The organism is Mesorhizobium sp. M0772 (assembly GCF_040320135.1).
GTDB lineage: Bacteria > Pseudomonadota > Alphaproteobacteria > Rhizobiales > Rhizobiaceae > Mesorhizobium.
Window position 1 is genome coordinate 69,580 of record NZ_JAMYPB010000008.1, and the last position, 16,032, is coordinate 85,611.

Sequence of the window (16,032 nt, forward strand, 5' to 3'; positions counted from 1 at the left end):
GCGCGTTAAGATTGACATCGACCCGTAAAGCTTTTCTGTGAGAGAGATCGTTCGGTCCTGCTGGAGGCTCAGCGCATGAAAACCCTTGGCCTTATCGGCGGCATGAGCTGGGAATCGACGGCGATCTATTACCGCCTGCTCAACGAGATCGTGCGCGAGCGGCTGAGCGGGCTGCATTCGGCAAAGCTGTTGCTCTATTCCTTCGACTTCGCCGAAATCGCCGACCGGCAGCATCATGGCGACTGGGACAGTGCGGGCGTGCTGCTGGCGGATGCGGCGCGCAAGCTGGAGGCGGGCGGCGCAGAGGGGCTTTTGATCTGCACCAACACCATGCACAAGCTCGCCGACCGGGTGAAGGCGGCGGTGTCGATCCCGCTTATCCACATTGCCGACGCCACGGCAGTCGCGGTCAAGGGCGCCGGCGTCAAGCGGCCGGCGCTGCTGGCGACCCGCTTCACTATGGAGCAGGATTTCTACAAGGGCCGGCTGACGGAGAAATACGGGCTGCAGCCCGTGGTGCCGAACCAGGCCGGGCGCGACATGGTGCACCAGGTAATCTACGACGAGCTCTGCCGGGGCATCGTCAGCGCGGCATCGAAGGCGGCCTATATCGACGAGGTCGCCCGTCTGCGGCGCGATGAGAAGATCGATGGCGTCATCATGGGCTGCACCGAGATCACCATGTTGATTGGCGAGCGCGATTTCGACATTCCGGTGTTCGACACCACGCGCATCCATGCCGAGGCGGCGGTCGCATTCATGCTGCCCTGAAGGGCCAAAACAGGGATCAGGGCTGGGCGGCCACGGCGACATTGCCGCTGCCGACAACTTTCAGCTTCCATCGATCTGCTTCCGTGCCGGCCAGATTGAGGTGCCTGGTCAGGAAATAAGGGCGATCGGTGTCGGGGCCTTTGGCTGTGCAAAACCGGTCCTGCAGATAGGAGGGAGGCGTCGCCTGATAATACAGGTTGGCCACGATGCTGGCCGGACGCGCGCGCGGGCTAAACAGCCTTCCGCTCCTTCACGAATTGCGTGCCAAAACTGCCGCGCGCTTGACTTCTTTTTGCAGCGACATTCAATACATCCGGCATTGCTGTGAGGGGATGAAAGCAAGATGGAATTTGCGTTTCCGTGGCCGACCAGCCAGGGCGAATGGCTGGCTTGGTCCAGCGCCGTCGTCACCTTGGCGCTCGGTCTGCTGTTTTTCCTCGCGCCAGGGCTGGCATTTCGGATTCTGCGGCTGCAGGTCCGGCCCGAAAGGGGAGCGGCAATCGCGGAAGGGCGCGGCCGCATGTCGGGCTTCTATCTCGGCGTCAGCCTGTGCTGCATTCTGCTGGCGCAGCCGTGGCTCTATATGGCACTCGGCTTTTCCTGGCTGTTCACCGCTTTTGGCCGTTTGCTGTCGATGATGTCGGACGGCGCCAACACGCCTTTCAACTGGGCGTCGATGGTCGTCGAACTCGTCCTGGCCGCGTTGCCGCTCGCCTTCGTCTTCGGCTTTCTGCCCTGAATCGGCAGCCAATCCAAAGGCTTCGGTTGAACTCTGCGGCCGGATGCGACAATAGTGCCCGAAAAGCATGCGGAACGACGCATTGCGGTCTTAAAATGCCTGTGCTAGACGGCAATCGACTTTCGGCCGGGGATAGCGGAAGCCGCGCCTCCGTGCTTGGAAAAACTTAGTAAGGTCAAAGATTTAGCCAGAGTTTTTGCTCGCGCCAACAATCTGCGGCCCCTCAGACAAGAGAAAAGACGGTCCGTGGCTCAATCGTCATCGCCAATCTCAGGTGTCGCAGAACGCTACGCGGGTTCGCTGTTCGAACTTGCGCTGCAGTCGAATTCGGTGGCCAAGGTCGAGGCCGACCTCAACAGTTTCGCCAAGATGCTGGATGACAGCGCCGACCTGACGCGCCTCATCAACAGCCCGGTGTTCTCCAGCGAGGACCAGGCCAAGGCAATCGCGTCGATCGCCGACAAGGCCGGCATCACCGGCCTGACCGGCAATTTCCTGCGCGTCGTCGCCCGCAACCGCCGGCTCTTCGCGGTGCCCGGCATGATCAAGGCATTTCGCCGGATCTCTGCCGAACAGCGCGGTGAGACATCAGCCGAGGTCACTTCGGCGCATGAACTGACGGCTGCCCAGCAGACGGAACTCAAGGCCGCGCTGAAAAGCGTCGCCGGCAAGGACGTGGCCATCACTGTTACCGTCGATCCGTCGCTGCTCGGCGGGCTGGTGGTCAAGATGGGCTCGCGCCAGATCGATACGTCGCTCAAAACCAAACTCAATTCGCTCAAGCTTGCACTGAAAGAGGTCGGCTGATGGACATCCGCGCCGCGGAAATTTCCGCAATTCTCAAAGACCAGATCAAGAATTTCGGCAAGGAGGCCGAGGTCTCCGAAGTCGGCCAGGTGCTGTCCGTCGGTGACGGTATCGCTCGCGTCTACGGCCTCGACAATGTCCAGGCCGGCGAAATGGTCGAGTTCCCCGGCGGCATCCGCGGCATGGCGCTCAACCTCGAAGCCGACAATGTCGGCGTCGTCATCTTCGGCGCCGACCGCGACATCAAGGAAGGCGACATCGTCAAGCGCACCGGCGCCATCGTCGATACGCCTGTCGGCATGGGCCTGCTCGGCCGCGTCGTCGACGCGCTCGGCAATCCGATCGACGGCAAGGGCCCGATCAAGGCGACCGAACGCAAGCGCGTCGACGTCAAGGCGCCAGGCATCATCCCGCGCAAGTCGGTCAACGAGCCGATGTCGACCGGCCTCAAGGCCATCGATGCGCTGATCCCCGTTGGCCGCGGCCAGCGCGAGCTGGTCATCGGCGATCGCCAGACCGGCAAGACCGCGATCATCCTCGACACGATGCTCAACCAGAAGGCCGTGCACGACAACGGGCCGGAAAAGGAAAAGCTCTACTGCGTCTACGTCGCCATCGGGCAGAAGCGCTCGACGGTCGCGCAGTTCGTGAAGGTTCTCGAAGAGCGCGGCGCCCTTGAATATTCGATCATCGTCGCCGCCACAGCTTCCGATCCGGCGCCGATGCAGTTCCTGGCGCCGTTCACCGGCGCCACCATGGGCGAATATTTCCGCGACAACGGCATGCATGCGCTGATCAGCTATGACGATCTGTCGAAGCAGGCCGTCGCCTATCGCCAGATGTCGCTCTTGCTGCGCCGCCCGCCGGGTCGCGAAGCCTATCCGGGCGACGTGTTCTACCTGCATTCGCGCCTGCTCGAGCGCGCCGCCAAGCTCAACGACGATCTGGGTGGCGGTTCGCTGACCGCGCTGCCGATCATCGAGACGCAGGCCAACGACGTGTCGGCCTACATCCCGACCAACGTGATCTCGATCACCGACGGCCAGATCTTCCTCGAAACCAACCTGTTCTTCCAAGGCATCCGTCCGGCGGTCAACGTCGGCCTGTCGGTGTCGCGCGTCGGTTCGTCGGCGCAGATCAAGGCGATGAAGCAGGTCGCCGGCTCGATCAAGGGAGAGCTGGCGCAGTACCGCGAAATGGCTGCGTTCGCGCAGTTCGGCTCCGATCTCGACGCCGCCACGCAGCGCCTGCTCAACCGCGGCTCGCGCCTGACCGAACTGTTGAAGCAGCCGCAGTTCTCGCCGCTCAAGGTCGAGGAGCAGGTCACGGTGATCTTCGCCGGCGTCAACGGCTATCTCGACAAGCTGGCGCTGAACCAGGTCGGCAAGTTCGAGCATGGTCTGCTCAGCCATATGCGCTCGGCCGGCAAGGACGTGCTGGACGGCATCCGCAAGGAAAAGGCGCTGTCGGACGATCTGCGCGCCAAGCTGAAGGCCGAGATCGACGCCTTCGCCAAGACCTTCGCTTGAGAAGAAGCCGGACGCTCGGGATCAGGTTTGAAGCATGCCTTCATTAAAAGACCTTCGTAACCGTATCGCCTCGGTCAAGGCGACGCAGAAGATCACCAAGGCGATGCAGATGGTCGCCGCGGCGAAGCTGCGCCGCGCGCAGGAAGCGGCGGAAGCGGCGCGTCCCTATTCCGAGCGGATGGGTGCGGTGCTGGCCAATATCACGCAGGCGATCGGCGGCGGCGGCGATGCCCCGGCACTGATGACCGGCACCGGCAAGGACGATGTGCATCTGCTCGTCGTCTGCACCGCCGAGCGCGGCCTTTGCGGCGGCTTCAACTCGCAGATTGCACGTCTGGCCCGCGACCATATCCGCCGGCTGCTGGCCGACGGCAAGCAGGTCAAGATCATCTGCGTCGGCAAGAAGGGTTTCGACATTCTGCGCCGAGACTATGCCTCGCTCATTATCGACCGCGTCGACCTGCGCGATGTCAAGAAGCTCGGCTTCGTCAATGCCGATGCCATCGCCCGTAAGATCATCCATCTGTTCGGCGAAGGCGGCTTCGATATCTGCACGCTGTTTTATTCGCAGTTCAAGTCGGTGATCAGCCAGATTCCGACCGCGCAGCAGATCATTCCTGCCGGCGTGGCCTCCGCTCCCGCCGAAGCGACCGCGGGTGGCAATGCCGTCTACGAATACGAGCCGGAGCCGGGCGAGATCCTCACCGACCTCATTCCGCGCAACATCTCGGTCCAGGTCTTCCGCGCGCTGCTCGAAAACGCAGCCGGCGAGATGGGCGCCAAGATGAGCGCCATGGACAATGCAACGCGCAATGCCGGCGACATGATCAACAAACTGTCGATCACCTATAACCGCCAGCGGCAGGCGCAGATCACCAAGGAACTGATCGAAATCATTTCGGGCGCCGAAGCGCTCTAGGCGCGACCGCCAGGAGGTCATCGACCTTCTGATGGAGCGTGAGAAACAAAGGACGAGAAGGGTAAAGACGATGGCGAAAGCAGCGACCCCCGCGAAGACGGCCCCCAAGGCGGCCGCAAAGGCTCCGGCAGCAGCGGCGAAGGCCGCTCCGGCCAAGAAGGCGGCCGCGCCCGCCAAGGCCGCGGCCCCGGCAGTGAAGACGACGAGCGTTGCCGTCAAGAAGACCGGCGCCATCGGCAAGGTTCGCCAGGTCATCGGCGCCGTCGTCGACGTGCAGTTCGGCGATCATCTGCCGGCCATTTTGAACGCCATCGAAACCTCCAATGTCGGCAACCGCCTGGTGCTCGAAGTTGCCCAGCATCTGGGCGAAAACACCGTGCGCTGCATCGCCATGGATTCCACCGAAGGCCTGGTTCGCGGCCAGGACGTCTATGACACCGGCGCGCCGATCACCGTTCCGGTCGGCCCGGGCATGCTCGGCCGCATCATCAACGTCATCGGCGAGCCGGTCGACGAAGAAGGCCCGGTCGACGGCATCGAGATGCGCGCCATCCACCAGCCGGCGCCTACCTATGTCGAACAGTCGACGGAAGCGCAGATCCTGATCACCGGCATCAAGGTGCTCGACCTTCTGGCGCCCTACGCCCGCGGAGGCAAGATCGGCCTGTTCGGCGGCGCCGGCGTCGGCAAGACGGTTCTGATCCAGGAGCTGATCAACAACGTCGCCAAGGCGCATGGCGGCTTCTCGGTCTTCGCCGGCGTCGGCGAGCGCACCCGCGAGGGCAACGATCTTTATCACGAGTTCATCGAGTCCGGCGTCAACAAGAAGGGCGGCGGCGAAGGCTCCAAGGCGGCACTGGTCTATGGCCAGATGAACGAGCCGCCGGGCGCGCGTGCCCGCGTCGGCCTGACCGGCCTGACGGTCGCCGAATATTTCCGCGACCAGGGCCAGGACGTGCTGTTCTTCGTCGACAACATCTTCCGCTTCACGCAGGCCGGTTCTGAAGTGTCGGCGCTGCTCGGCCGTATTCCTTCGGCCGTGGGTTACCAGCCAACGCTGGCCACCGACATGGGTGCGCTGCAGGAACGCATCACCACAACGACCAAGGGTTCGATCACTTCGGTGCAGGCGATCTACGTGCCGGCCGACGATTTGACAGACCCGGCGCCTGCGACCTCGTTCGCCCACCTGGACGCGACGACCGTGCTCAACCGCGCGATCTCGGAAAAGGGCATCTACCCCGCCGTCGATCCGCTCGACTCGACCTCGCGCATGCTCGATCCGCTGGTCGTCGGCGAGGAGCACTATGCCGTCGCCCGCCAGGTGCAGTCGATCCTCCAGCGCTATAAGTCGCTGCAGGACATTATCGCCATCCTTGGCATGGATGAGCTGTCGGAAGAGGACAAGCAGACGGTGGCCCGCGCCCGCAAGATCGAGCGCTTCCTGTCGCAGCCGTTCTTCGTCGCCGAAGTGTTTACGGGTGCGCCGGGCAAGCTGGTCGACCTCGCCGACACAATCAAGGGCTTCAAGGGCCTCTGCAACGGCGACTACGATCACCTGCCGGAAGCCGCCTTCTACATGGTCGGCGGCATCGACGAAGCGGTCGAGAAGGCTCAGCGCCTGGCGGCTGAAGCAGCGTAATCAAGGCAATAGGGAGTAGTCAGTAGTCAGTAGTGAATAGCGGCCGGGTGATCAGGACAGCTGTCCTCTCCCTACTCCCTACTCACTATTCCCTACTCACTAAATTGACATGGCTGAAGCTTTCAAGTTCGAACTGGTCTCGCCGGAGCGCCTCCTGGTTTCCGAGCAGGTCGAGTCCGTCGTCATTCCAGGCGCCGAAGGTGAAATGACAGTCATGGCGCACCATGCGCCAGTCATGACCACGATCAAGCCGGGCGTCGTCACGCTGAAGACCGCCGGCGGCAAGGAAGAACGCTATGTGGTGTTCGGCGGCTTTGCCGACATCGTCCCTGCCGGCTGCACGCTGCTCGCCGAATCGGCGGTCGCCGTCGGCGATATCGACCGCGCCGATCTCGCCCGCCGCATCCAGGAAGCCAAGGAAGACGCCGCCGACGCCAAGGACGACCAGAGCCGCAGCAAGGCGGAGCAGTTCCTTAGCCAGCTTACCACGCTCGAAGGCGCGCTGCTGCCGGCGTAAGCCGCAGAATGATTGGACGTGATCCGAGGGGTCATGGTCGGGCAAAGGTATGAAACAGGCCGGGCTTAAGCCCGGCTTTTTGTATCCGGGCGACTTCAGGTCACCTGGTCTTTCCCGGTATGCCGAGCGCTGAGAGCGCAAGCACGATCCCGCCTTGCAGGATATGCTCGCGATGAGCGGCGACCAGTTCGATCAGCGTCTGCCGCTCGGGCTTGCCGCTGGCGAAGCCGGCCCAGTCGAACACCGCCGCTACTCGTTCCAGCATCCGTCGTTCGTCGAGCGCCGCCAGCGCCGCGTCGAGCGGATCGGTAAAGTGGGCTTCCGGCAGGTCCTTGCCGCGCGCCTCGCAGGCGGCGATCCAGGCGGCGATCACCAGCGTCAGATGCTCCGGGACCAGGCCGGCCTGGATGCACTCGATGGCGGCAGCGACAATGCGCTGCGGCAATTTCTGGCTGCCGTCATTGGCGATCTGCGCGGTGCGGTGGGCCAGCGCGGTGTTGGAGAAACGTTCGGCAAGTTCGGCCGTATAGGCTGACGTGTCGAGCCCGGCATCCCCAGGCAATGTCGGGATGGCCTCGGCCCAGAGCCGGTCGACGAACGCGCGGATCGCGGGATCCGCGAAGGCGCGGTCGACGGTGACGTGGCCGCTGAGCAGGCCGATATAGGCGATGCCCGAATGGGCGCCGTTGAGCAGCCGAAGCTTCATGTCCTCGAACGGCCGGACATCCTCGACCATGGTGACGCCGAATTTCTCCCAGGCCGGGCGGCCGGCTGGAAACCTGTTTTCGATCACCCATTGCCGGAACGGTTCGGTCATCACCGGCCAGGCGTCCTCGAGGCCGAGTTCGACCGCGATGCGCGCCCGGTCGGCATCGGTGGTTGCCGGCACGATGCGGTCGACCATGCTCGATGGGAATGCAACGTCATCGGCTATATGACCGGCGAGGGCAGCGTCGCCTGAAGCAGCAGCGCCGGCATCGCGCAGTTTTGCAAACCCGACCAGCAGCCGGTGCAGCGTGGCGCCATTGGCCGGCAGGTTGTCGCAGCAAAGCACGGTGAAGGGCGGCGTGCCGGCGGCCCGGCGTCGCACCAGCGCTTCCGCCAGGAATCCATGCGCTGTCCTGGGAGATCCGGGATTGCCCAGATCGTGGACGATATCGGGATGGTTTTCGTCGAGGCTGCCGTCGGCGGCCCTGAGATAGGCCTTTTCGGTGATGGTCAGGGTGACGATGCGGGTGCGCGGGTCGGTCAGCGCGGCCAGCACTGCGCCGGGGTCTTCCGGCGCGACCAGCATCGACTGGATCGAGCCGATAATGTGCAGCGCTTCGCCATCGCTGCCGCGCACCGCCAGCGTGTAGAGCCCGTCCTGTGGCGTCAGCGCATCGCGCGTGTCGGGGCTGCGCAGCGAGACGCCGACAATGCCCCAGCCGGTCTCGCCGGCCGCTAGGCAGTCATCGACATAGGCGGCCTGATGGGCACGGTGGAAGGCTCCAACGCCGAGATGGACGATGCCTGGGGCGACACTGGCGCGATCATAGGGGGGGACCGCGACCGAGGCCGGCAAGGATTGCACTGTTGCGTTGGAGAGGCGTCTGCTGGTCATGGCGCGGCTTGTCGCTGGATGGTGTGCGGGGCGGGATCTGCTAGCGGCGTAACATCCGCTCTTCCGCTGCACAATGACCTGACGCCGGTTAAAAGTCATCATACAACAATCCAGTTTTTGTATGTTGACATTATTTCTTTCCAATCCTACCGATATCGCCCCTGGGAGGAACGACGTGGCGGGACTGACCGATCCGGATCTGCTTTTTGCCGCCGAAGGGCGCGCGCTGTCGATCGCGCGCGATCTCCATGCCGGCATCAAGGACCTGCCGATCATCAGCCCGCACGGCCACACCGATCCGCGTTGGTATGCGCTCAACGAGCCATTCCCCGATCCCGCGCAATTGCTGGTGGTGCCCGACCACTACATTTTCCGTATGCTGTTCAGCCAGGGCGTGCGGCTGGAAGATCTCGGCGTCCCGACCCACGACGGCTCGCCGGTCGAGACCGATCCCAGGGCGATCTGGCGGCGCTTCGCCGAGCACTATTACCTCTTCCGCGGCACGCCGACGCGGTTGTGGCTCGACCATGTGCTCGAGCATCTGTTCGGCATCGAAGAGCCGCTCAACGCCAGCACCGCTGGCCGCCATTACGACACCATCGCGGCGCTTTTGCAGCGCGACGATTATCGCCCACGCGCGCTGTTCGAGCGCTTCAACATCGAGGTCATCGCGACGACCGAGGGCGCACTCGACGATCTCCAATGGCACAAAACGATCCGCGACAGCGGCTGGCAGGGCCGCGTCGTCACTGCCTACAGGCCGGATGCCGTCGTCGATCCCGACTTCGAAGGATTTTCGGCCAATCTCGATCGTCTGGGCGAGATCGCCGGCTGCGACACCGGCACATGGGTCGGCTATCTCGACGCCCATCGCCAGCGCCGCGCCTTCTTCAAAAGTTTCGGCGCAACCTCGTCGGATCACGGCCATCCGACGGCCGAGACCGCCAATCTTTCCGATGCGGCGGCGGAAGAGCTGTTCAACCGCATCCGCCGCGGCTCGGACGACGAGCGCGAGCGCAAACTGTTTCGCGCCCAGATGCTGACCGAAATGGCCAAGATGAGCCGCGACGACGGGCTGGTCATGCAGATCCATCCCGGCTCCTGGCGCAACCACTCGCCTGGTGTTTTCCAAAAATTCGGCCGCGACAAAGGCTTCGATATTCCGACCCGCACCGACTATGCCGCGGCGCTCAAACCCTTGCTCGACTGCGTCGGGCTGGAGCGCGACCTCTCCATCATTCTGTTCACGCTCGACGAGACCAGCTACGCGCGCGAACTGGCGCCGCTGGCCGGCGTCTATCCGGCGTTGAAGCTCGGGCCGGCCTGGTGGTTCCACGACAGTCCGGAAGGCATGCGCCGGTTCCGCGAGATGACCACCGAGACCGCCGGCTTCTACAACACCGTCGGCTTCAACGATGACACCCGTGCCTTTCCGTCGATTCCCGCCCGTCACGATGTGGCGCGCCGGGTTGACTGCGCCTTTCTCGCCCGTCTCATCGCCGAGCACCGGCTGCGTGAGGACGAGGCGCATGAGCTGGCGCGGGAGCTTGCCTACACGCTTGCCAAGAAGGCGTACCGGCTGTGAGCCGGGCGCGTGGAATTTTAAAAGGGAGGAAGACAGTCATGTTGCATTTTTCAAAACTGATGGCAGCCACATTCGCCTTCGGCTCGCTGATGATCGGCGTTGCCGGCGCCCAGACCGTACTGCGCTCGGCCGACACCCATCCGGACGGGTATCCGACTGTCGAGGCGGTCAAATATCTCGGCGAGCTCATCAAGGAGCGCACCGCCGGCCGCTATTCGGTCGAGGTCTATCATTCGGCGCAGCTCGGCGAGGAAAAGGACACGATCGAGCAGACGCAGACCGGTGTCATCGATCTGAACCGCGTCTCGATGGGTCCGTTCAACGGCATCGTGCCGGAAACCGCGGTGCCGTCGCTGCCCTACATGTTCCGTTCGGTCGAGCACATGCGCCATGTCATGGACGGGCCGATCGGCGACGAGATCCTCAAGGCCTTCGAGACGCATGATCTGGTCGGCCTTGCCTTCTACGATTCCGGCGCCCGTTCCTTCTACAACACCAAGAAGGACATCACCTCGATCGCCGATCTGAAAGGCATGAAGTTCCGCGTCATCCAGTCCGACGTGTTCGTCGACATGGTCAACGCGCTTGGCGCAAATGCCACGCCGATGGCCTATGGCGAGGTCTATTCGGCGCTCGAAACCGGAGTCATCGACGGCGCCGAGAACAACTGGCCCAGCTTCGAATCCGCCAAGCACTACGAAGTCGCCAAGCACTATACCGTCGACCAGCACCAGATCGTGCCGGAAGTGCTGGTGATGTCGAAATCGAGCTGGGACAGACTGACGCCGGAAGACCAGGCGATCGTCAAGCAGGCGGCCAAGGACAGCGTCGTCAAGATGCGCGAATTGTGGGACGCTCAGGAGAAGAAGTCGCGAGAGATCGTCGAGAAGGCCGGCGTCAAGGTCAGCGAGATCGACAAGCAGCCGCTGATCGATGCGATGAAGCCGGTCTACGACAAGTATCTGAAGACGCCGGAGCTCAAGGACCTCGCGACGCGCATCCAGGCGACCAAGTGATTTTCTGGCGGGGCGGCATGGCGCCGCCCCGCCAATCGCTTTTAGGGGACGGAAAGACCGGGAGGATCGGATGACTGCGGGAACGGCCAGGAGCGGAGCGCCACCGCGCTTCAGCGCGGTGCTTTCGAAGATTTGCGACGGTGCGCTCTATCTCGCGGGCATCGGGATGGTCGCCATGACCGCGCTTGTTGCCTACCAGGTGTTTTCCCGCTTCGTGCTCAACGCGTCACCGAGCTGGACCGAAGTCACCGCCATCATGCTGATGAACTGGTTCATTTTCCTGGGCGCTGCCGTCGGCGTGCGCGAGAATTACCATATGGGCTTCGACGTGCTGCTCTATATCCTGCCCAAGGGCAGCAAATGGGCGCTGCGCACCCTGTCCGACCTGATTGCGTTCGGCTTCGGCTTCGGCATGGTCTGGTACGGCTGCAAGCTGGTCGGGCTGACCTGGCGGACCATCATCCCGGCGCTCGAGCTTCCCGGCGGTTTCGACTATCTGCCGCTGGTCGCTGGCGGCTTTCTGATCTGCCTGTTCTCGGCCGAACGCATCGTGCTGCGCTGGTCCGGCGCCGACATCGACAAGGATATCAATCTCGAGGAAGTGCCGGAAATGCCGGCCGTGCAGGAGGCCTAGATGGAACTCTGGATCCTGTTTGGCGTCTTCACGTTTTTGATGTTTGCCGGCACGCCGATCGCCTTTTGCCTGGGTGCGGCGTCCTTCGCCACCGTGCTTTATCTCGGCCTGCCGCCCCTGGTGGTGTTCCAGCAATTGAAGTCGGGCATGTCGGCGTTCTCACTGATGGCGATCCCGTTCTTCATCTTTGCGGGCGATCTGATGGTGCGCGGCGGCATCGCGCAACGCATCGTTTCCTTTGCCGGCTCGCTGGTCGGTCATGTCCGCGGTGGGCTCGGTCAGGTCAACATCATCGCCGCGACGTTGTTCGGCGGCATTTCCGGCTCGGCGGTGGCGGAAGCCGCTGCCGTCGGCGGGCTGATGATCCCGCAGATGAAAGCGCGCGGCTACGGCGCCGACTACGCCGTCAACGTGACGTCGATGGCGGCGCTGATCGCGCTGCTTCTGCCGCCGTCGCAGAACATGATCATCTATTCGATCGCCGGCGGCGGCAAGATTTCGATCGCCGACCTGTTCACCGCCGGTATCCTGCCTGGCCTGCTGTTCGCCGCTTCGCTGATGGTCACTGCCTATTTCGTCGCCCGCAGCCGAGGCTACCCGGTCGAGGCCTTTCCCGGCTTCTCGCGTGTCGGCGAGCTGGCGGTCATCGCCATCCCGGGACTTCTGCTTATCGGGATCATCTTCGGCGGCGTTCGCTCGGGCGTTTTCACGGCGACGGAAAGCTCCTGCATCGCCATCATCTACGCCTTGCTGGTCACCGTCTTCGTCTACCGGTCGATGGCCTGGGGCGATTTCGTCCATGCCACAAAGGGCGCGGTGCGCACGACCTCAATGGTGCTGCTGATCATCGGCACGGCGGCCTCGTTCAGCTGGCTGATGGCCTATCTCAAAGTGCCGGTGCTGCTGATCGCAGGCATGAACGCCATCTCCACCGATCCGCTGGTGGTGCTGCTTCTGCTCAACGTCTTGATGCTGCTGCTCGGCACCTTCATGGACATGGGGCCGATGATCATCATCTGCACGCCGATCTTCCTGCCGCTGGTCACCCATTACGGCGTCGACCCCGTGCATTTCGGCGTCATCACCATCCTCAATCTCGGCATTGGGCTCAACACGCCACCGGTCGGCACGGTGCAGTTCGTCGCCTGTGCCGTCGGCAAGATTACGGTCTGGGAAGCGATGCGCTCGATCTGGCCGTTCTATGGCGCGGGCATCGTGGTCCTGGGGCTGGTCACCTATATTCCGGCGATTTCGCTCTGGTTGCCGAGCGTGTTCAAATAGGCGTCTTCAAACAGGGGTGCGATATGGCATCGGATAGCGCTGTTGATCTCAGGGTCGAGAGAAAACCCAAACTGTCGGAGACCGTCGTTGCGGCGATCCGCAAGCAGTTGCAGGCGGGCGAGATCCTGCCCGGCTACAAATTGCCGACCGAGGGCCAGCTGACCGAGACCTTCGGCGTCAGCCGCACCGTCATCCGCGAAGCGCTGGCCAAGCTCGCCGCCGACGGGCTGGTCGAGGCGCGCCAGGGCGCCGGCGTGTTCGTCACCGAGCACATCTCAACGATGTTCGGCGCTCTCGCCGCCGACATGGGCAGCAAGGATTCCATCGCGCTCAATGTGCTCGAAGTGCGCCTGGCCGTCGAAATCGAATCGGCCGGGCTCGCCGCCATTCGCCGCAACGCCGCGCAGGAAGCAGCGATCCAGGAAGCCTTCTTCGAGTTCGAACGGCTGCTTCTCAACAGCGAGCCGACCGGCCCGGCCGATCTCGCCTTCCACCGTGCGATCGCCAGCGCCACCAACAACCCGTTCTATGTCGAGATGCTCGATGTGCTGGGCCGCCGCGCCATTCCCTGCGACGTGACCTCGCCCTGGTCGACCGAACTGGTGCAATCCGACAGCTATCAGCGAGGGCTGCAACGCGAGCATCTGGTGATCCTGAATGCGATCACCTCAGGCGACGCCGAAGCCGCGCGCGAGGCGATGCGCGCTCATCTCACCGCCAGCCAAGAGCGCTACCGCGAGCGGCTGCACGCCCGCCAGGTCTACTACGCCGACTCGGTCAAGGCGTCGGCAACCAAATAGCCATTCATTCAGCTGGAGCAGCAATGACTCAAAGTCACCCGCATACCGAATTCACCTCGCGTTTCGCCATCGGCCCGGTCGCCGCGGCGTCCATGGGAACCGACGAACTGCGGCACAACTTCCATATTGACGACCTGTTCCAACCGGGACGCGTCAGCCTGACCTACACCCATTATGACCGCATGATCGTCGGCGGCGCCGTGCCGGCGGCAGCGCCGCTGCCGCTGGAAGCGATCAAGCCGACGGGCACCAAGAATTTTCTCGATCGCCGTGAGTTGATCATCGTCAATATCGGCGGCGCCGGCTCAGTGACGGCGAATGGCGAGGCCCACCCGTTGCAGGCGCGCGACATGCTCTATCTCGGCATGGGCATCACCGACGTTTCGTTCGCGTCGGCCGATGCGGGCCAGCCTGCCAAATTCTACCTGCTCAGCGCGCCGGCGCATCACACCTATCCCAACCGGCTGATCCGCATCGGCGATGCCAAGCGTCTCGATCTCGGCAGCAAGGAAAGCTGCAACGAGCGCTCGATCTTCCAGTTCATCCATGCCGATGGGGTCAAGACCTGCCAGCTGGTCGTCGGCATGACGCAGCTGGCGCCGGGCTCGGTGTGGAACACCATCCCTTGCCATGTGCATGACCGGCGCATGGAGGCCTATCTCTATTTCGACCTGCCGGAGACGGCGCGCGTCTTCCATTTCATGGGCGAGCCGGACGAAACCCGCCACATCGTCATGGCCAATGAGGAGGCAGTGCTGTCGCCGGGTTGGTCGATCCATTCCGGGGTCGGCACCTCGAACTACGCCTTCGTCTGGGCGATGGCCGGCGACAATGTCGACTACACCGATGTCGACCCGGTGCCGCTGGGCGAACTGCGTTGAGCGGCCATTCCTCCTTCAGCCTGGCCGGCAAGCGTATCCTGGTCACCGGCGCAAACACCGGCATCGGCCAGGGCATCGCGGTCTCGATCGCGCGCGCCGGCGGCATCGTCATCGGTGTCGGCCGCTCTGTGATGGACGACACGGAAAGACAAGTCGCGGAAGCCGGTGGCCAGTTCGAGGCGGTGCGGTGCGATCTCGCCGATCATGTTGCCGCCAAGGCCATGCTCGACCAGGTGTGGGAGAAGACCGGCCCGATCGACGGGCTGGTCAACAATGCCGGCATCATCCGCCGCGCCGATGCGGTCTATTTCTCCGAGGCCGACTGGGACGACGTCATCGACGTCAATCTGAAGACGCTGTTCTTTCTCAGCCAAGGTTTTGCTAGGCGCGTGCTAACCGACCCGAGGCGGCGCGGCAAGATCGTCAACATCGCCTCGGTGCTGAGTTTCCAGGGCGGCATCCGCGTCGCGTCCTATACCGCGTCGAAACATGGCGCGCTCGGCGTGACCCGGCTGCTTGCCTGCGAATGGGCGGCCAAAGGCATCAATGTCAATGCCATTGCGCCCGGCTATATTGAAACCAACAACACCGAGGCGTTGCGCGCCGATCCCGACCGCAGCGCCGCTATATTGGCGCGCGTCCCGGCCGGGCGCTGGGGCGGACCGGAAGACATAGGCGACGCCGCTGTCTTCCTGCTGGCCCCCGCATCCGACTATATGCACGGCACCGTGATCCCGGTGGATGGCGGCTGGCTGGCGCGATGAGGAAACAGTCATGATCGAGCATAAGATTTTCGCCCAACCCGGCGAGAGCGCGTGGACGCCGACGCCGGACGGCAACAGGCGGCGCGTTCTCGTCTCCACCGATGAGCTGATGATGGTCGAGTTCGGCTTCGACAAGGGCGGCGTCGGCGCGCTGCATTCGCACCCGCATGTCCAGGCCAGCTATGTCGCCGAAGGCCGCTTCGAGGTGACCATCGACGGCCGCACCGCGACCATCGAGACCGGCGGCAGCTTCATCGTGCCGTCCAATCTGGTGCACGGCGTCAAGGCGCTGGAGGCCGGGCGCCTGGTCGACAGCTTTACCCCGCACCGCGCCGATTTCCTGGCCTGAACCTTTTTCGGCAATTCCAGAAACAGGAAACCCGCGCCTCCTGGGGAGGCGCGGGCTGTTGCCTGTGCGCTCGTGGCGCAGCGGTACTCGAAACATCGCCGCAGGGTTGGACGGTGCCGCAACATGGTGAAGATAGGTTTAACGATGCCAATCAGGTCGATCGCCGGTGGGGTGTTGCTGCTGCTTGTTGTGGTC

General features: G+C 63.5%; 17 protein-coding genes. 15 read left to right on the forward strand and 2 right to left on the reverse strand.

Annotated elements, in window-relative coordinates:
- Nucleotides 1–75: 75 nt before the first annotated feature.
- Complete coding sequence (locus NKI06_RS07665) at nt 76–771, forward strand: aspartate/glutamate racemase family protein (RefSeq protein ID WP_352459922.1); 696 nt, start codon at nt 76–78, stop codon at nt 769–771.
- 16 nt (nt 772–787) lie between these two features.
- Here NKI06_RS07665 and NKI06_RS07670 read toward each other — a convergent pair whose 3' ends face one another.
- Complete coding sequence (locus NKI06_RS07670; RefSeq protein WP_352984724.1) at nt 788–976, reverse strand: hypothetical protein; 189 nt, start codon at nt 974–976, stop codon at nt 788–790.
- A gap of 138 nt (nt 977–1,114) precedes the next feature.
- Between NKI06_RS07670 and NKI06_RS07675 the strand changes: the two genes are divergently transcribed.
- The 6 genes from NKI06_RS07675 to NKI06_RS07700 all read left to right on the forward strand — a co-directional run bounded on the left by NKI06_RS07675 (nt 1,115) and on the right by NKI06_RS07700 (nt 6,924).
- Nucleotides 1,115–1,510, forward strand: a complete 396-nt coding sequence (locus tag NKI06_RS07675; RefSeq protein WP_352984725.1) for an AGROH133_08824 family phage infection protein — start codon at nt 1,115–1,117, stop codon at nt 1,508–1,510.
- 246 nt (nt 1,511–1,756) lie between these two features.
- Nucleotides 1,757–2,317, forward strand: a complete 561-nt coding sequence (locus tag NKI06_RS07680; RefSeq protein ID WP_023700226.1) for a F0F1 ATP synthase subunit delta — start codon at nt 1,757–1,759, stop codon at nt 2,315–2,317.
- A complete protein-coding gene (gene atpA / locus NKI06_RS07685; RefSeq protein ID WP_023684101.1) occupies nt 2,317–3,846 on the forward strand; it encodes a F0F1 ATP synthase subunit alpha in 1,530 nt (509 codons plus the stop codon). The genes NKI06_RS07680 and atpA overlap by 1 nt, the downstream gene beginning before the upstream one ends.
- Before the next feature lie 34 nt (nt 3,847–3,880).
- Nucleotides 3,881–4,765, forward strand: a complete 885-nt coding sequence (locus tag NKI06_RS07690) for a F0F1 ATP synthase subunit gamma (protein WP_023668672.1) — start codon at nt 3,881–3,883, stop codon at nt 4,763–4,765.
- Between the two features lie 70 nt (nt 4,766–4,835).
- The gene (atpD, locus tag NKI06_RS07695; RefSeq protein ID WP_023698224.1) at nt 4,836–6,407 is read left to right on the forward strand and encodes a F0F1 ATP synthase subunit beta; all 1,572 of its coding nucleotides are present in this window, start codon (nt 4,836–4,838) and stop codon (nt 6,405–6,407) included.
- A 109-nt stretch (nt 6,408–6,516) separates the two neighbouring features.
- Nucleotides 6,517–6,924 (forward strand): F0F1 ATP synthase subunit epsilon, encoded by a 408-nt coding sequence (locus NKI06_RS07700; protein WP_023668674.1) that lies wholly within the window; start codon nt 6,517–6,519, stop codon nt 6,922–6,924.
- Nucleotides 6,925–7,024: 100 nt separating this feature from the next.
- Here NKI06_RS07700 and NKI06_RS07705 read toward each other — a convergent pair whose 3' ends face one another.
- The gene (locus NKI06_RS07705; protein ID WP_352984740.1) at nt 7,025–8,527 is read right to left on the reverse strand and encodes a mannitol dehydrogenase family protein; all 1,503 of its coding nucleotides are present in this window, start codon (nt 8,525–8,527) and stop codon (nt 7,025–7,027) included.
- A 175-nt stretch (nt 8,528–8,702) separates the two neighbouring features.
- Between NKI06_RS07705 and uxaC the strand changes: the two genes are divergently transcribed.
- The 8 genes from uxaC to NKI06_RS07745 all read left to right on the forward strand — a co-directional run bounded on the left by uxaC (nt 8,703) and on the right by NKI06_RS07745 (nt 15,837).
- Nucleotides 8,703–10,112, forward strand: coding sequence for a glucuronate isomerase (uxaC, locus tag NKI06_RS07710; RefSeq protein ID WP_352984742.1), 1,410 nt, complete (start codon nt 8,703–8,705; stop codon nt 10,110–10,112).
- A gap of 38 nt (nt 10,113–10,150) precedes the next feature.
- On the forward strand, nt 10,151–11,128 hold the full coding sequence (locus tag NKI06_RS07715; RefSeq protein WP_023684104.1) for a TRAP transporter substrate-binding protein: 978 nt from the start codon (nt 10,151–10,153) through the stop codon (nt 11,126–11,128).
- 70 nt (nt 11,129–11,198) lie between these two features.
- Entirely contained in the window at nt 11,199–11,762 is a 564-nt protein-coding gene (locus NKI06_RS07720) for a TRAP transporter small permease (RefSeq protein ID WP_023688890.1), read from the forward strand.
- Nucleotides 11,763–13,043, forward strand: coding sequence for a TRAP transporter large permease (locus tag NKI06_RS07725; RefSeq protein ID WP_352984744.1), 1,281 nt, complete (start codon nt 11,763–11,765; stop codon nt 13,041–13,043).
- 23 nt (nt 13,044–13,066) lie between these two features.
- Nucleotides 13,067–13,843, forward strand: a complete 777-nt coding sequence (locus tag NKI06_RS07730; protein WP_023668680.1) for a FadR/GntR family transcriptional regulator — start codon at nt 13,067–13,069, stop codon at nt 13,841–13,843.
- Between the two features lie 23 nt (nt 13,844–13,866).
- A complete protein-coding gene (gene kduI / locus NKI06_RS07735; protein WP_352984746.1) occupies nt 13,867–14,724 on the forward strand; it encodes a 5-dehydro-4-deoxy-D-glucuronate isomerase in 858 nt (285 codons plus the stop codon).
- Nucleotides 14,721–15,488, forward strand: a complete 768-nt coding sequence (kduD, locus tag NKI06_RS07740) for a 2-dehydro-3-deoxy-D-gluconate 5-dehydrogenase KduD (RefSeq protein ID WP_352984748.1) — start codon at nt 14,721–14,723, stop codon at nt 15,486–15,488. Before kduI ends, kduD begins: the two co-directional genes overlap by 4 nt.
- A gap of 10 nt (nt 15,489–15,498) precedes the next feature.
- Nucleotides 15,499–15,837: a cupin domain-containing protein gene (locus NKI06_RS07745; RefSeq protein WP_023728679.1), complete on the forward strand. Its 339-nt coding sequence runs from the start codon at nt 15,499–15,501 to the stop codon at nt 15,835–15,837.
- Nucleotides 15,838–16,032: the final 195 nt, after the last annotated feature.

Bases quoted from the DNA above. Each gene is read 5' to 3' on its own strand.
- NKI06_RS07665 (WP_352459922.1), top strand. From the start codon at position 76: ATGAAAACCCTTGGCCTTATCGGCGGCATGAGCTGGGAATCGACGGCG.
- atpA (WP_023684101.1), top strand. From the start codon at position 2,317: ATGGACATCCGCGCCGCGGAAATTTCCGCAATTCTCAAAGACCAGATC.
- kduI (WP_352984746.1), top strand. From the start codon at position 13,867: ATGACTCAAAGTCACCCGCATACCGAATTCACCTCGCGTTTCGCCATC.
- NKI06_RS07675 (WP_352984725.1), top strand. From the start codon at position 1,115: ATGGAATTTGCGTTTCCGTGGCCGACCAGCCAGGGCGAATGGCTGGCT.
- NKI06_RS07730 (WP_023668680.1), top strand. From the start codon at position 13,067: ATGGCATCGGATAGCGCTGTTGATCTCAGGGTCGAGAGAAAACCCAAA.
- NKI06_RS07700 (WP_023668674.1), top strand. From the start codon at position 6,517: ATGGCTGAAGCTTTCAAGTTCGAACTGGTCTCGCCGGAGCGCCTCCTG.
- NKI06_RS07725 (WP_352984744.1), top strand. From the start codon at position 11,763: ATGGAACTCTGGATCCTGTTTGGCGTCTTCACGTTTTTGATGTTTGCC.
- NKI06_RS07745 (WP_023728679.1), top strand. From the start codon at position 15,499: ATGATCGAGCATAAGATTTTCGCCCAACCCGGCGAGAGCGCGTGGACG.
- NKI06_RS07715 (WP_023684104.1), top strand. From the start codon at position 10,151: ATGTTGCATTTTTCAAAACTGATGGCAGCCACATTCGCCTTCGGCTCG.
- NKI06_RS07690 (WP_023668672.1), top strand. From the start codon at position 3,881: ATGCCTTCATTAAAAGACCTTCGTAACCGTATCGCCTCGGTCAAGGCG.
- NKI06_RS07705 (WP_352984740.1), bottom strand. From the start codon at position 8,527: ATGACCAGCAGACGCCTCTCCAACGCAACAGTGCAATCCTTGCCGGCC.
- atpD (WP_023698224.1), top strand. From the start codon at position 4,836: ATGGCGAAAGCAGCGACCCCCGCGAAGACGGCCCCCAAGGCGGCCGCA.
- NKI06_RS07720 (WP_023688890.1), top strand. From the start codon at position 11,199: ATGACTGCGGGAACGGCCAGGAGCGGAGCGCCACCGCGCTTCAGCGCG.